This window comes from Thalassospira sp. NFXS8 (genome assembly GCF_040148805.1).
Classification (GTDB): Bacteria; Pseudomonadota; Alphaproteobacteria; order Rhodospirillales; family Thalassospiraceae; genus Thalassospira.
Window position 1 is genome coordinate 1,088,885 of record NZ_JAGEMF010000001.1, and the last position, 15,297, is coordinate 1,104,181.

Sequence of the window (15,297 nt, forward strand, 5' to 3'; positions counted from 1 at the left end):
AATAAACCTGCCTCGACGACCGTAAAGTCGCTTGATGCGACGGAGGGACGTTTCCGCCCGGAACCTTTATCGGCACCGACACAAGAAACTCCCCCCTAGATTCGGTGGGCGCATACTAGTGACGGGCCCATATCGCGTCAAGCAAAACCCTTGGAGCCATCGAGTTGGCGCTTCAAACGCCGAAACGAACCGGGGCGTCGATAAAAAATTCCCGGTTCGTCTCTGATTCTTTAACAACCTTGCGTGAAAACCTTACTCACCTGCAGGAAGACTTGGGGACTCGGAACCGCTCTGCGGTCCAAAGTTGTCGCCAATTTCTTCGCCTTCGGCTTCGAGCTGGATCACACGATCGCGTTCGGTAGCAAGTGCACGGAAACGGTTCATCACCGCCCCTGTCCCTGCCGGGATCAAACGACCCACAATCACGTTTTCTTTCAGGCCGATCAGCGTATCGGTTTTACCCGACACAGCAGCTTCGGTCAGAACGCGAGTGGTTTCCTGGAACGATGCCGCCGAGATGAAGGAATGGGTCTGCAACGAAGCCTTCGTGATCCCCTGGAGGACCGGCGATGCTTCTGCCATTTCGCCACCTTCACGTGCGGCTTTATCGTTTTCAGCATCAAAGTCAACACGGTCGACAATTTCGCCAACAAGAAGTGTCGTATCACCCGGTTTGGTGATTTCCACTTTTTGCAGCATCTGACGAACAATGACCTCGATGTGCTTGTCGTTGATCTTAACGCCCTGCAACCGGTAAACTTCCTGGATTTCATTTACCAGATAGTCGGCCAGTGCCGGAACGCCCATAACCCGAAGGATATCGTGCGGAACCGGTGAACCATCCATCAGAAGATCGCCACGTTCGACGAAATCCCCTTCCTGAACGGCAAGGTGTTTGCCCTTCGGGATCAGATATTCAACAGGTTCCAGACCGGCATCTTCATGCGGGTGCAGGATAACGCGACGTTTGTTCTTGTAATCCTTGCCAAATTCGACGCGACCCTGAATGTCAGCAATAATCGCGTGTTCTTTCGGCTTGCGGGCTTCGAACAACTCGGCAACACGCGGCAGACCACCGGTGATGTCACGGGTTTTCGAACCTTCACGCGGAATACGTGCCAGCACGTCACCAGCGTTAACCTTCTGACCGTTTTCAACCGACAAAATCGCATCAACCGACAGGAAGTAACGGGCTTCAAGACCGTTATCGAGGTTGATGACCTCGCCACTTTCGTTACGCAGGGTAACGCGCGGCTTAAGGTCCGATGCCTTGGGCTGGCTCTTCCAGTCGATAACTGTCTTGGCGCCAATACCGGTGGCTTCGTCGTAGATTTCGCGAATGGTCGTCCCTTCGATCAGGTCGACATAGTTCACGTAACCTTCTTTTTCGGTGATGATCGGCAGGGTGTACGGATCCCATTCAGCCAGTTTCTGGCCGCGCGTGATCTGCGCCCCGTCTTCGGTCAGCAACTTCGCACCATAAGGCACACGGAATTTCGCGCGTTCACGACCATTCTTGTCGATCAGCAGGATTTCCATGTTACGCGCCATCACAATGTTCACGCCCTTGGAGTTATTCACAACAGCGTAATTCTTGATCTTGACGGTAGAATCGAAGTTGGCTTCAACGCCGGACACTTCTGCACCACGCTGTGCGGCACCACCAATGTGGAACGTACGCATGGTCAGCTGGGTACCCGGTTCACCGATCGACTGTGCGGCAATAACACCGACAGCTTCACCGATATTCACCGTGGTTCCGCGTGCCAGGTCACGACCATAACAATGGCCACAAACACCGGTTTCGGCATCACATGTCAGCACCGAACGAATACGGGCGGCTTCAACACCGGCCTTTTCGATCACATCGAGATGGTCTTCGACAACCATTTCGTTTTTGCCAACAATTTCCTCGCCCGTTGCCGGATCGACAATGGCATCGGCGGTGTAACGGCCAAGGATACGATCCGACAGGGTTTCGATGACTTCGCCGGAATCAACCACTGCTGCAATATCAAGGCCCCGTTCGGTGCCGCAATCATGCTGGGTAATGATCGAGTCCTGCGCCACGTCAACGAGACGACGGGTCAGGTAACCGGAGTTAGCCGTTTTCAATGCCGTATCGGCAAGACCTTTACGCGCACCGTGAGTGGAGTTGAAGTACTCCTGCACGGTCAGGCCTTCTTTAAAGTTCGAAATGATCGGCGTTTCAATGATCGAGCCATCCGGCTTTGCCATCAGACCGCGCATGGCAGCCAGCTGACGCATCTGGGCGGCAGAACCACGGGCACCGGAGTGCGCCATCATGTAAACCGAGTTGATCTGGTTGCCAGCTTTGGTTGCCGAAATGCCCTTCATCATGGCTTCGGAAACGTCATCTGTACATTGCGACCAGGCGTCAACGACCTTGTTGTATTTCTCACCGCGGGTGATCAGGCCGTCCTGATACTGCTGTTCGTATTCCTTGACCTTTTCGTGGGTCGTATTGACCAGCGGTTCCTTGGCATCAGGAATGACCATGTCATCCTTACCAAAGGAAATGCCCGCACGGCACGCCCAGTTAAAGCCAAGACCCATCAAACGGTCAGCAAAGATAACCGTCTCTTTCTGACCGCAGTGACGATAGACAATATCGATCACGTTCGAGATGTCTTTTTTGGTCAGAAGTTTGTTGATGGTCGAGAACGGAATGCGCGGATGACGCGGCAACAGTTCCGACAGCAGCATACGACCGGCAGTCGTCTGCACCCGAACCGTGATCGGTTCGTTATTGGCATCAACGGTATGATAACGGGCATTGACCTTGGAATGCAGGCCAACAGCGCCTGAATCCAGTGCCTGCTCGATCTCGGCGATATCAACAAATGACATCCCCTCGCCCGGCTCGCCTTCACCATCCATCGAGATATAGTACAGACCCAGCACGATATCCTGCGACGGCACGATAATCGGACGACCCGATGCCGGTGACAGAATATTGTTGGTCGACATCATCAGGGTACGGGCTTCAAGCTGGGCTTCAAGCGACAGCGGCACGTGAACGGCCATCTGGTCGCCGTCGAAGTCAGCGTTAAAAGCGGTACATACCAGCGGATGAAGCTGAATGGCCTTACCTTCGATCAGGGTCGGTTCGAACGCCTGGATCCCCAAACGGTGCAATGTCGGCGCACGGTTGAGCATCACCGGATGTTCGCGGATAACCTGTTCCAGGATATCCCAGACTTCCGGGCGTTCTTTTTCGACCATACGCTTTGCAGCCTTGATCGTGGTCGCCATACCGTACAGCTCAAGTTTCGCATAAACGAATGGCTTGAACAGTTCGAGCGCCATTTTCTTTGGCAGGCCGCACTGGTGCAGTTTCAGGCTCGGACCCACGGTAATAACGGAACGACCGGAATAGTCGACGCGTTTACCCAAAAGGTTCTGACGGAAACGACCCTGCTTGCCCTTAAGCATGTCAGACATCGATTTCAGCGGCCGCTTGTTGGCACCCGTAATCGGGCGGCCACGACGACCGTTGTCAAACAGCGCATCAACCGATTCCTGAAGCATACGCTTTTCGTTACGCACGATGATATCGGGCGCACGCAGCTCGATCAGGCGTTTCAAACGGTTGTTACGGTTGATCACGCGACGATACAGATCGTTAAGATCCGACGTTGCGAAACGACCGCCATCAAGCGGAACCAGCGGGCGCAATTCTGGCGGAATGACCGGAATAACTTCCAGGATCATCCACTCGGGACGGGCACCCGAATCACGGAAAGCCTCGATCAGCTTCAAACGCTTGACCAGCTTTTTACGCTTGGCTTCCGAATTGGTTTCCTTGAGGTCGATCTTGGCGACTTCATATTCGTCTTCAAGATCAATCGCAGCAAGCATGTCACGAATGGCTTCTGCGCCAATACCGGCACGGAAACTGTCTTCGCCGTATTCTTCCTGTGCCGTGGTGAACTGGTCTTCGCTCAGAAGCTCACCCATCTTGAGCGGGGTCAGACCCGGCTCGATAACGACATAGTTTTCAAAATACAGAATGCGCTCAAGATCCTTGAGCATCATGTCAAGCAGCAGGCCAAGGCGGCTCGGCAGGGATTTCATGAACCAGATATGCGCAACAGGTGCTGCCAGTTCAATATGCCCCATGCGTTCACGACGCACTTTGGCCAGCGTTACTTCAACGCCGCATTTTTCGCAGATAATACCGCGATATTTCATCCGCTTGTACTTACCGCACAAGCATTCGTAATCCTTAACCGGACCAAAAATGCGCGCACAGAACAGACCGTCGCGCTCTGGCTTGAAAGTCCGGTAGTTGATGGTCTCCGGCTTCTTGATTTCACCAAAAGACCAGGAGCGAATACGCTCCGGGCTGGCGATCTGAATGCGGATCTGATCGAAGCTTTGGGTGCCCTGGGGCTGCCCGAAGATCTTCATCAACTCGTTCATAAAGGCTCTCCCGCTATGCCCGGCCGCGCCGGGTTTCGCCAATTTCAGGCCGAAAGATGCAATGGCGGACGAAGCACGCTTCGCCCGCCCTGATTTTAGTAGTCTTCCTGCTCAAGCTCGACATTGAGACCAAGTGACCGAAGTTCCTTAACAAGAACGTTAAAGGATTCCGGGATACCGGCTTCAAAAGTGTCTTCGCCGCGAACAATTGCTTCATAGACCTTGGTACGGCCTGAAACGTCATCCGACTTGACAGTCAGCATTTCCTGCAAGGTGTATGCAGCGCCGTATGCTTCAAGCGCCCACACTTCCATTTCCCCGAAACGCTGGCCACCGAACTGCGCCTTACCACCCAGCGGCTGCTGGGTAACAAGCGAGTACGGCCCAATGGAACGGGCATGGATCTTGTCGTCAACAAGGTGGTGCAGCTTCAGCATGTAGATGTAGCCAACAGTCACCTTGCGATGGAATTTCTCGCCGGTACGGCCATCGTAAAGATCGACCTGGCCAGAACCGTCAAGACCTGCCTTCTCAAGCATGCGAACCACATCAGGTTCACGCGCCCCGTCAAACACCGGCGTTGCCATCGGCACACCGCGACGCAGATTGTTACCAAGCTCGATCACTTCACCGTCACTCAATTCCTTGATGCCGGTGACATATGATTCGTCTTCATAGACTTCGTTCAGCTTGCCACGCAGATCTTCCATCGAGGTGCGCTCGTCGAGAACACCGTCAACCATGTTGCCGATCTGCTCGCCAAGACCACGCGATGCCCAGCCAAGGTGCGTTTCAAGGATCTGGCCAACGTTCATACGCGACGGAACACCCAACGGGTTCAGCACGATGTCAACCGGAGTCCCGTCTTCAAGGTGCGGCATGTCTTCCATCGGCATGATGCGCGACACAACACCCTTGTTACCATGACGACCGGCCATTTTATCGCCCGGCTGCATTTTACGCTTAACCGCCACGAAAACCTTGACCATCTTCATAACGCCCGGCGGCAGTTCGTCGCCAGCCTGAAGTTTGTCAACCTTGTCGTCGAAACGGGCCTGAAGAACCTTGATCGATTCTTCGAACTGTTTCTTCAGGGCTTCGATGTCGGACATGACATTGTCGTCACCCACAGCGATCTGACGCCACAGGCCACGGGCCACACCGGCAAGGCTGTTTTCGGTAATCGTGCCGACCAGGCTTTTCGGACCATCAACGATGGTCTGACCCAGCAGCAGGTTTTTCAAACGGCCATAGAAGTTGCGTTCCAAGATCGAGCGTTCGTCGTCACGGTCAAGTGCCAGACGTTCAATTTCCGAACGTTCGATCGCCAGGGCACGTTCGTCCTTGTCAACGCCGCGGCGCGAGAAGACACGAACTTCAACGATGGTCCCGAACTGTCCCGGCGGCACACGCAGCGACGTATCACGAACATCCGAAGCTTTTTCACCGAAGATGGCACGCAGAAGTTTTTCTTCCGGCGTCATTGGGCTTTCACCCTTCGGCGTCACCTTACCAACCAGAATATCGCCCGGCTTGATTTCCGCACCGATGTAAACAATCCCTGCCTCGTCGAGGTTTTTCAGGGCTTCTTCACCGACGTTGGGAATATCACGGGTGATTTCTTCCTGGCCCAGCTTGGTATCACGGGCCATGACTTCAAATTCCTCGATATGGATCGAGGTATAGACGTCATCGCGGGCGATACGTTCTGAAAGCAGGATCGAGTCTTCGAAGTTGTAACCATTCCACGGCATAAACGCGACCAGCACGTTCCGGCCAAGGGCCAGCTCACCCATGTCGGTGCAAGGACCGTCAGAGATGATATCGCCCTTTTCAACAGCATCACCAACCTTGACCAGCGGCTTCTGGTTGATGCAGCTGCCCTGGTTCGACCGCTGATATTTACGCAAAGTGTAAATATCGACGCCCGATTCAGAGGCGGCAATGTCGCCAGTAGCACGGATCACCATACGGGTGGCGTCAACCGATTCAACAACACCGTCACGGCGCGCAATCAGGGTAGCCCCCGAATCACGTGCCACCGGAACTTCCATACCGGTCCCGACATACGGTGCTTCAGAGCGGATCAACGGAACCGCCTGACGCTGCATGTTCGAGCCCATCAGAGCGCGGTTGGCGTCATCGTTTTCCAGGAACGGGATCAGGGCCGAAGCCACAGAAACCAGCTGTTTTGGCGAAACGTCCATCAGGTCGATTTCTTCTTCGCGCGCCATCAGATGGTCACCCGCTTTACGGGTATTGATCAGTTCGTTGGCAAAACGGAAATCATCGGTCAGCGGTTCGTTGGCCTGGGCAATAACATAACGCCCTTCCTCGATTGCTGAAAGATAGATCACTTCCGGGGTCACTGTGCCGTCAACAACCTTACGATACGGGCTTTCGATAAAGCCGTACTGGTTGACACGGGCAAAGGTCGCCAGCGAGTTGATCAGACCAATGTTCGGACCTTCCGGCGTTTCAACCGGGCAGATACGACCATAGTGGGTCGGATGCACGTCACGAACTTCAAAGCCGGCACGCTCACGGGTCAAACCACCCGGTCCAAGAGCCGAAAGACGACGCTTGTGGGTAATTTCCGACAGCGGGTTGGTCTGGTCCATGAACTGAGACAGCTGCGAGGAGCCGAAGAATTCACGAACAGCAGCCGCAACCGGCTTGGCATTGATCAGGTCATGCGGCATGACGTTGTCGATCTCGACCGAGCTCATACGCTCGCGGATCGCACGTTCCATACGCAACAGACCAACGCGGAACTGGTTTTCCATCAGTTCGCCAACAGAACGAACACGACGGTTGCCAAGATGGTCGATGTCGTCGATTTCGCCACGGCCGTCTTTAAGGTCGATCAGAACACGAACAACTTCAAGGATGTCTTCGCGGCGCAGGACACGAACCGTATCCGGGCATTCCAGATTAAGGCGCGCATTCATCTTCACACGGCCAACGGCCGAAAGATCATAGCGTTCCGCATCAAAGAACAGGCCCTTGAACATGGCCTCGGCACCTTCGATCGTCGGCGGCTCGCCCGGGCGCATAACACGGTAAATATCAACCAGTGCTTCTTCACGGTTGCTGTTTTTATCCAGCGCGACCGTGTTGCGCAGATAGGCACCGACATTGTTGTGATCGATCAGCAGCAGGCGAACGGTGTCTACACCCCATTCCTTAAGCTGTTCGAACACACCTTCTGTCAGTTCATGACCCGCTTCGGTCCGAATTTCACCGGTCTCGTCATCGATCAGATCTTCGGCCATATACCAGCCGTTAAGCTGTTCTTCAGGCACAAGGATCTGTTTGACACCCTGTTCAACGATTTTGGCGGCTGAACGCTTGGTGATCTTGGTACCGGCAGCAGCGACGACTTCACCACTTTCTGCATCAAGAAGATCGAACAGCAATTTCTGGCCGATATAGCGTTCGACGTCAAAATCGGTGACCCAGCCATTACCCGTACGGCGGTATTCAGCCGAATCGTAATAATAGTTCAGAATTTCTTCCGGGGTCAGACCTTCGATTTCCGACGGATCGACAGAACGGCCTTCTTCGGCGCGCTGGGCGCGAAGCTGTTGCGATTCTTCGTTTTCCAGCGCCATCAAAAGCGTGGTTGCCGGCAGCTTACGGCGACGGTCAATACGCACATACAGTACGTCCTTAGCATCGAATTCAAAATCGAGCCACGAACCACGGTACGGGATGACACGCGCAGAAAACAGATACTTGCCAGAGCTGTGGGTCTTGCCCTTGTCATGGTCGAAGAATACGCCAGGCGACCGGTGCATCTGGGAGACGATAACACGCTCGGTGCCATTCACGATAAAGGTGCCGTGTTCGGTCATGAGCGGCATATCGCCCATGTACACGTCCTGCTCCTTGATATCGCGAATTGAACGCGCACCGGTGTCTTCGTCGATGTCCCAAACGACCAAACGCAGCGTAACGCGCAAAGGCGCGGCAAATGTCATGCCGCGCTGGCCGCATTCCTCGGTGTCGTATTTCGGCTGCTCCAGCTCGAATGATACGAATTCAAGGGTCGCTCGTTCCGAAAAGTCTTTAATCGGAAAGACGCTTTTGAAGACTTCCTGCAAGCCGGTATCGTCGCGCTGTTCGCGCGGGATGCCTGTTTGCAAAAACTTCACGTAAGAATTCTTCTGAACCTCTATAAGGTTCGGGAGCGGAGCGACTTCGCTGATCCGTCCAAAGCTCTTGCGAATGCGCTTTCGACCAGTAAAGGACTTATCCATCATCGTTCCTTTAATCGCGCCTCCCCACACCGTCCGAACCCGTCGTCGTTGCGTGGGCCTTAAATAAAAAGCATACAGCACAACGACGCCCGAGCCCCGTACGGGGCGGGCGTTACTTAAATATGACCGCGGATGTTATTTGACATCCAACATGAATAGAGATCACTGATCCCTCGGCTGTCGACGCCGCCAAAGATAACCCTTGGCAAAAACAGTCTTGCACTATGTATGATTACCTTTGGCAGCGTCAACCGTTAAATTTCCCTTTCGCGTCCTGCGGCCGTCAAAAATATTTTCCGCAGAGACGGATAGGTCGGCGTCCCGTAGGAACGCCGACCCAAACTTTGGCAAAAGCCGTCGATTATTTGAGTTCGACGGTTGCGCCAGCTTCTTCAAGCTTCTTCTTGATGGTCTCGGCTTCGTCTTTCGACGCGCCTTCTTTGACCGCTTTCGGTGCGCCTTCGACCAGGTCTTTGGCTTCTTTCAGACCAAGACCGGTGATTGCGCGAACTTCTTTAATGACGTTGATTTTCTTATCGCCAGCAGATGCCAGGATAACGTCAAATTCGGTTTTTTCTTCAGCGGCTTCAGCAACTGCGCCACCGGCAGCAGCAACAGCAACCGGAGCAGCAGCAGAAACGCCCCATTCTTCTTCGAGAAGCTTGGAAAGTTCAGCAGCTTCGATAACGGTGAGCTTTGAGAGCTCTTCGACGAGTGCCTTAAGATCGGCCATTTTGATAACTCCTAGGCTTGAACTTGGTAGTAATAAGGAAAAAGAGGGTTACGCGGCTTCGCCTTTTTCGGCGTATGCCTTCAGCACCTGTGCGATCTGGGCCGCCGGCTTGGAAGTCAGCGTAGCGATACGCTGTGCCGGGGTCTGGATCATGCCAACCAGTTTTGCACGCAGTTCGTCGATCGACGGCAGTTCTGCAAGGGCTTTAACACCCTGTTCATCGAGAACCACTTCACCGAGACCACCAGCAACGAGAACGAGTTTCTCATTTGCCTTGGCAAAGGTAGCAGCAACCTTAGCAGCTGCGGCCGGGTCCGCCGAATAGGCGATCGCGGTCGGGCCGGTAAAGTATTCTGCTAGGTTAGCAAATTTGGTGCCTTCCAGAGCAAGTCGCGTAAGCCGGTTTTTGGTGACCTTGAAGCCCGCACCAGCTTGACGCATCTGCGCACGAAGAGCGGTAATTTCAGCGACCGTCAAACCCTTGTACTGGGTAATGATGACGCCTTCCGCACCTTCGAACACTTCGCGCATTTCTGCTACGAACTGTTGTTTATCATCGCGGTTCACAATCAGTCTCCGACATTTGCTTTTTGCCCTGAACCCCGAAGGGTTCACAGACGTGACCGGTTCACAGGAACCGGTCGATGACGCCCGTCCGTTTGCCAGATGCTCAAGCCTTTAGAAAAGCCCCGAAGGGAAATTCAAGAACCGGAACCTCTGCCTATGCAGGACATTAAGAGCAACCAGATGTTGCCCACCTGCAGTCTGGGACAGACAGGTAGAGAGGGGTTTAACCCCCTCTCCGGCAACCGGCCCACCCGAAAGCAGACCGGAAACTAAATTCTTTTAGTTCGATGCGATATCCGCGATCGAAACCTTCACGCCAGCACCCATGGTGGAGCTGACAGCAGCGCGCTGCAAGTAGACGCCCTTGGCACCGGCCGGCTTCGCCTTGACAATCGCCGAAACGAATGCCTTGACGTTTTCAACCAGCTGCTCTTCGCTGAAAGATGCCTTGCCCACGCCAGCGTGGACCAGACCGTTCTTTTCAGCGCGGAACTGAACCTGACCGGCTTTTGCGTCGGCAACAGCCTTGGCAACATCCATGGTCACGGTACCCAGTTTCGGGTTCGGCATCAGGCCGCGCGGGCCGAGAACCTTACCAAGACGGCCAACAAATGCCATCATGTCCGGGGTTGCAATAACGCGATCGTAATTCAGATCACCGCCCTGCATTGCCGCCAGAAGGTCGTCAGAACCAACGGTATCAGCACCGGCTTTAAGCGCTTCGTCTGCTTTTGCGTCTTTGGCAAAAACAGCGACGCGCATGGTTTTACCGGTACCATGCGGCAAGGACACAACACCACGGACCATCTGGTCTGCGTGACGCGGGTCAACGCCCAAATTCATTGCAATTTCAACAGTTTCGTCGAATTTTGCTTTTGCACCATCTTTAACAAGCTTGATAGCAGCAGCAAGTTCGTACTGTTTGGTACGATCAACACCCTCATAGGCCAGGGCAAGGCGCTTACCAGTTTTGGCCATCGTCTTACTCCACAACCTCGAGACCCATAGCACGGGCCGAACCTTCGATCATTGCCATTGCGCCTTCGATGTTGACCGCATTGAGGTCAGCCATCTTGGCTTCGGCAATTTCCTGCACCTGGGCTTTGGTCACCTTGCCGACAAAACCTTTGCCAGTGGTGCCCGAACCCTTGGCAATACCAGCTGCTTTACGCAGGAAGTATGATGCCGGCGGGGTTTTGGTGATGAAGCTGAAAGAACGGTCACCGTAAACGGTAATCACAACCGGGATCGGCATACCGGGTTCAAGCTGCTGGGTTGCAGCATTGAACGCCTTGCAGAATTCCATGATATTCACACCGCGCTGACCCAGAGCCGGGCCAACAGGCGGTGACGGGTTGGCTTTACCAGCAGCAATCTGCAGCTTGATATAGCCTGTAATCTTTTTGGCCATTTTATGTACCTCTTACAGAAGCGCGCGGTCCGGCCATGGCTGGCCTCCCGCGCTCGAAAAACCGGCTGCATGACACAGCCGGAAACTTTTTAAAAGATCGATCAGACTTTTTCGACCTGGGTATATTCCAGCTCGACCGGGGTTGAACGACCAAAGATCGATACCGACACCTTAAGGCGCGACCGTTCTTCGTCGACTCCTTCAACCACACCGGCAAAAGTCGCAAACGGACCATCAGAAACCCGAACTTCTTCGCCAACTTCAAAGCTGACGGTGGATTTCGGACGATCAACGCCTTCTTGCACCTGATGCAGAATATGCTGGGCTTCTTTTTCCGAAATCGGCATTGGCTTGCCGCGGCTACCCAGAAAGTCGGTAACCTTGGCGGTATTTTTAACCAGATGCCAGCTTTCGTCAGTCAGTTGCATTTTCAAAAGCACATAACCCGGGAAGAACTTGCGTTCGGCATTAATCTTGCTGCCGCGACGCATTTCAACGATTTCTTCGGTCGGAACCAGCACTTCTGCGATTTCGCCTTCCAGCCCCTTTTTAATGGACTGCTCGCGAATCGACTGGGCGACCTTTTTTTCAAAACCGGAATGGACGTGCAGCACGTACCAACGATGTTCAGCCATATCAGCCCCCGACACCAAAAATCAACTTGACGCCAAAGGCAAGAAGCTGATCAACGACAAAAAAGAAAACAGACGCAAAGGCCACCATGATAAACACCATGAGGGTCGATACTGTCGTTTCCTTGCGGGTCGGCCAGCTGACCTTGCGGGCTTCCTGGCGGACCTGTTGTACGAATTGTGCCGGTGACGTTTTAGCCATTGTCGGGTATATACCGTTTCAAATGCTTATTAAATTCTGCCCGGAAAAAATGGCAGGAGCGGAGGGACTCGAACCCACGGCCCTCGGTTTTGGAGACCGATGCTCTACCAACTGAGCTACACTCCTATAATCTCATCAGAAACAGTTGGTAACCAATTTTGTTTCCGATGCTTCCCCATCCGGGTGATGGGGTGTGCGGGCGGCTTATATCCGCCCGCACATCAAAGATCAAGCATCTATTCGATGCAAAATCACAAATTATTCAATGATCTTGGCAACGACGCCCGCGCCGACGGTACGACCGCCTTCACGGATGGCGAAACGCAGACCTTCATCCATCGCGATCGGTGCGATAAGGGTGGCGGTCATCTGAACGTTGTCGCCCGGCATCACCATTTCGGTGCCTTCCGGCAGTTCGATCGAACCGGTCACGTCAGTCGTACGGAAGTAGAACTGCGGACGGTAGTTCGAGAAGAACGGCGTGTGACGACCACCTTCATCCTTCGTCAGGATGTAGGCTTCTGCCTGGAACTTGGTGTGCGGCTTGATCGAGCCGACATGGGCCAGAACCTGACCACGTTCCACGTCTTCACGCTTGGTACCACGCAGCAGCGCGCCAATGTTGTCGCCAGCTTCGCCCTGGTCGAGCAGCTTGCGGAACATTTCAACGCCGGTGACGATCGTTTTGACGGTGTTTTTGATACCGACGATTTCGACTTCTTCACCAACCTTGATGATACCGGTTTCGACACGGCCGGTCACAACCGTACCACGACCCGAAATCGAGAAAACGTCTTCGATCGGCATCAGGAACGGACGATCCTTCGGACGTTCCGGTGCCGGGATGTAATCGTCAACAGCAGCCATCAGTTCAAGAATGGCGTTCTTGCCGATTTCGTCATCACGGCCTTCAAGAGCGGCAAGTGCCGAACCCTTGACGATCGGAATATCGTCGCCCGGGAAGTCGTAGGACGACAGAAGTTCGCGGATTTCCATTTCGACGAGTTCGAGCAACTCTTCATCGTCAACCTGGTCAACCTTGTTCATGAACACGACCAGTGCCGGAACACCAACCTGGCGGGCCAGAAGAATGTGTTCGCGGGTCTGCGGCATCGGGCCATCAGCAGCCGAAACCACCAGAATGCCACCGTCCATCTGTGCCGCACCCGTGATCATGTTTTTCACATAGTCAGCGTGGCCCGGGCAATCGACGTGTGCATAGTGACGATTGGAGGTTTCATATTCGACGTGCGCGGTCGAGATCGTGATACCACGAGCTTTCTCTTCCGGTGCCTTGTCGATCATGCTGTAGTCCTGGAACGATGCGCCGCCGCTCTCTGCGAGAACTTTGGTGATCGCTGCGGTCAGCGTGGTTTTACCGTGGTCAACGTGGCCGATTGTGCCAACGTTAACGTGCGGTTTTGTACGCGCGAATTTTTCCTTGGCCATTGCCCTCAGATCCTAATCCGAACCAAAAAAACACGTAAGAACCCACCGCACTAGCCGACGGGTAACTAAAATACTGGAGCGGGTGAAGGGAATCGAACCCTCGTCGTAAGCTTGGAAGGCTTCTGCTCTACCATTGAGCTACACCCGCATATTTTTAATTGCGAGCTCTCGCGAGGGCGAGAGAATGGTGGAGGGGGCAGGATTCGAACCTGCGTAGACTAAGTCGGCGGATTTACAGTCCGCTGCATTTGACCGCTCTGCCACCCCTCCATCCGGGTCGAAACGTTGTCGGCTGTTACCCCGGCCTCGTTGCGGCGAGGGAGGGAATACGTTGCAGGTGCCCATCTTGTCAACAGCAAAAAAAGCACGAATTCGTATTTCCTTTCCTATATGTTGGTTTAGCCCCGTAAACCGGGCGAAACAAAGTGCATTCAAGTTGTTATGAGTTGGAGGTTTCCGCCACAATGCCGCGCCGCAGCAAAAACCGTTCGTTTTCCCGCCCAGCCAATGCTGATGCGGGGGATATCTCGTCGCCGGACGCGGAAAAGGATGAAAACAATTCCCGCCGCGGTCGTGGCCGTGGCCGGGATTCCGGCAGCGGGCGCGATGCGTCGCGCCTGATTCTTTTCGGCCGCCACCCCGTTATCATGGCGATCCATAACCCGCAGCGAACGATTCATCGCATCTGGGCCACCGAAAATGCCCGCGAGGAAATCAACTACGCCCTGCAGGAAGCCGGGCGCACCGATGTTCTGGTCGATAATGCCGGACGCATCGACATTGATCAGATGCTTCCGCCCGGGGCGGTTCATCAGGGCATTGCCATGCATTGTGCCCCCCTGCCCCAACCCGCTGTCGAGGATCTGGTTGCTGAATACCGCGATCAGGAATCGGCAACGGTGCTGATTTTGGACCAGGTAACCGACCCGCATAACGTTGGCGCCATTTTGCGCAGTGCCGCCGCCTTTGGTGCCTGTGCCGTGATTGTGCCCGACCGCCATGCGCCGCTGGAATCGGGTGTGCTGGCAAAATCAGCCAGTGGTGCGCTTGAAGTGGTGCCCTATATCCATGCCGGCAACCTGGCCCGCGCGCTGGAAGCCCTGAAAGGGGCCAATTTCTGGCTGGCCGGGATGGATGGCAGCGCAGACCAGACATTGGCCGAGGCCAAATTGAAGGGTAAAATCGGCATTGTGATGGGCTCCGAAGGGGATGGCCTGCGCCGGTTAACCCGCGATAATTGCGATTTTCTGGTCAAACTGCCGATGACAGACCGCATTGAAAGCCTGAATGTTTCAAACGCGGCTGCCGTTGCCTTGTACGAACTGTTTCGCTAGATCCGCCTGAACCGGACCGGAATGTTAGCGAATCGTTTGAAAACGCTGAATTTTTGAACCTGCGACCGGCGATGAAAAATGGGAATAATCAGGGGCTTGCAATCCTGATCATCCCGGACTATGTTCTCGCCGCTCGCGCCGGCATAGCTTTAATTGGTAGAGCAGCGGATTTGTAATCCGAAGGTTGGGAGTTCGAGTCTCTCTGCCGGCACCACAAAAGATAACCCCGCAAGCCTTCCGGCTGCGGGGTTTTCTTTTGCC

General features: G+C 54.3%; 10 protein-coding genes and 4 tRNA genes. 2 read left to right on the plus strand and 12 right to left on the minus strand.

Going from position 1 to position 15,297, the window contains the following annotated elements; all coding sequences use genetic code 11:
* Positions 1-252 precede the first annotated feature (252 nt).
* The 12 genes from rpoC to J4E05_RS05040 form a co-directional block, all read right to left on the minus strand.
* Complete coding sequence (gene rpoC / locus J4E05_RS04985) at positions 253-4,446, minus strand: DNA-directed RNA polymerase subunit beta' (protein WP_085595389.1); 4,194 nt, start codon at positions 4,444-4,446, stop codon at positions 253-255.
* Positions 4,447-4,541: 95 nt separating this feature from the next.
* Positions 4,542-8,708 carry a DNA-directed RNA polymerase subunit beta gene (rpoB, locus tag J4E05_RS04990; RefSeq protein ID WP_085595387.1) on the minus strand — a complete coding sequence of 1,389 codons (4,167 nt, stop codon included), beginning with the start codon at positions 8,706-8,708 and terminating at the stop codon, positions 4,542-4,544.
* Positions 8,709-9,069: 361 nt separating this feature from the next.
* Entirely contained in the window at positions 9,070-9,441 is a 372-nt protein-coding gene (gene rplL / locus J4E05_RS04995; protein WP_085595385.1) for a 50S ribosomal protein L7/L12, read from the minus strand.
* Between the two features lie 48 nt (positions 9,442-9,489).
* The gene (rplJ, locus tag J4E05_RS05000; RefSeq protein WP_085595383.1) at positions 9,490-10,008 is read right to left on the minus strand and encodes a 50S ribosomal protein L10; all 519 of its coding nucleotides are present in this window, start codon (positions 10,006-10,008) and stop codon (positions 9,490-9,492) included.
* Positions 10,009-10,287: 279 nt separating this feature from the next.
* Positions 10,288-10,986 carry a 50S ribosomal protein L1 gene (rplA, locus tag J4E05_RS05005; protein ID WP_349592918.1) on the minus strand — a complete coding sequence of 233 codons (699 nt, stop codon included), beginning with the start codon at positions 10,984-10,986 and terminating at the stop codon, positions 10,288-10,290.
* Positions 10,987-10,990: 4 nt separating this feature from the next.
* A complete protein-coding gene (gene rplK / locus J4E05_RS05010; protein WP_085595379.1) occupies positions 10,991-11,419 on the minus strand; it encodes a 50S ribosomal protein L11 in 429 nt (142 codons plus the stop codon).
* Positions 11,420-11,520: 101 nt separating this feature from the next.
* Positions 11,521-12,054 carry a transcription termination/antitermination protein NusG gene (gene nusG, locus J4E05_RS05015; RefSeq protein WP_349592922.1) on the minus strand — a complete coding sequence of 178 codons (534 nt, stop codon included), beginning with the start codon at positions 12,052-12,054 and terminating at the stop codon, positions 11,521-11,523.
* Position 12,055: 1 nt separating this feature from the next.
* Positions 12,056-12,253 (minus strand): preprotein translocase subunit SecE, encoded by a 198-nt coding sequence (gene secE, locus J4E05_RS05020; RefSeq protein ID WP_085595375.1) that lies wholly within the window; start codon positions 12,251-12,253, stop codon positions 12,056-12,058.
* A 50-nt stretch (positions 12,254-12,303) separates the two neighbouring features.
* A tRNA-Trp gene (locus tag J4E05_RS05025) sits at positions 12,304-12,379 on the minus strand.
* A 132-nt stretch (positions 12,380-12,511) separates the two neighbouring features.
* Positions 12,512-13,702 carry an elongation factor Tu gene (gene tuf / locus J4E05_RS05030; protein WP_349592911.1) on the minus strand — a complete coding sequence of 397 codons (1,191 nt, stop codon included), beginning with the start codon at positions 13,700-13,702 and terminating at the stop codon, positions 12,512-12,514.
* A 74-nt stretch (positions 13,703-13,776) separates the two neighbouring features.
* Positions 13,777-13,850 (minus strand) — tRNA-Gly (locus J4E05_RS05035).
* 37 nt (positions 13,851-13,887) lie between these two features.
* Positions 13,888-13,972 (minus strand) — tRNA-Tyr (locus J4E05_RS05040).
* Positions 13,973-14,166: 194 nt separating this feature from the next.
* On the opposite strand from J4E05_RS05040, the gene rlmB reads away from it, so the two are divergent.
* Positions 14,167-15,036 carry a 23S rRNA (guanosine(2251)-2'-O)-methyltransferase RlmB gene (gene rlmB / locus J4E05_RS05045; RefSeq protein ID WP_085589493.1) on the plus strand — a complete coding sequence of 290 codons (870 nt, stop codon included), beginning with the start codon at positions 14,167-14,169 and terminating at the stop codon, positions 15,034-15,036.
* A gap of 137 nt (positions 15,037-15,173) precedes the next feature.
* Positions 15,174-15,250, plus strand: a tRNA-Thr gene (locus J4E05_RS05050).
* Positions 15,251-15,297 lie beyond the last annotated feature (47 nt).

Coding starts and splice junctions, on each gene's coding strand:
- rplA (WP_349592918.1), bottom strand. CDS start 10,986: ATGGCCAAAACTGGTAAGCGCCTTGCCCTGGCCTATGAGGGTGTTGAT.
- rpoB (WP_085595387.1), bottom strand. CDS start 8,708: ATGGATAAGTCCTTTACTGGTCGAAAGCGCATTCGCAAGAGCTTTGGA.
- nusG (WP_349592922.1), bottom strand. CDS start 12,054: ATGGCTGAACATCGTTGGTACGTGCTGCACGTCCATTCCGGTTTTGAA.
- rlmB (WP_085589493.1), top strand. CDS start 14,167: ATGCCGCGCCGCAGCAAAAACCGTTCGTTTTCCCGCCCAGCCAATGCT.
- secE (WP_085595375.1), bottom strand. CDS start 12,253: ATGGCTAAAACGTCACCGGCACAATTCGTACAACAGGTCCGCCAGGAA.
- rpoC (WP_085595389.1), bottom strand. CDS start 4,446: ATGAACGAGTTGATGAAGATCTTCGGGCAGCCCCAGGGCACCCAAAGC.
- tuf (WP_349592911.1), bottom strand. CDS start 13,702: ATGGCCAAGGAAAAATTCGCGCGTACAAAACCGCACGTTAACGTTGGC.
- rplL (WP_085595385.1), bottom strand. CDS start 9,441: ATGGCCGATCTTAAGGCACTCGTCGAAGAGCTCTCAAAGCTCACCGTT.
- rplK (WP_085595379.1), bottom strand. CDS start 11,419: ATGGCCAAAAAGATTACAGGCTATATCAAGCTGCAGATTGCTGCTGGT.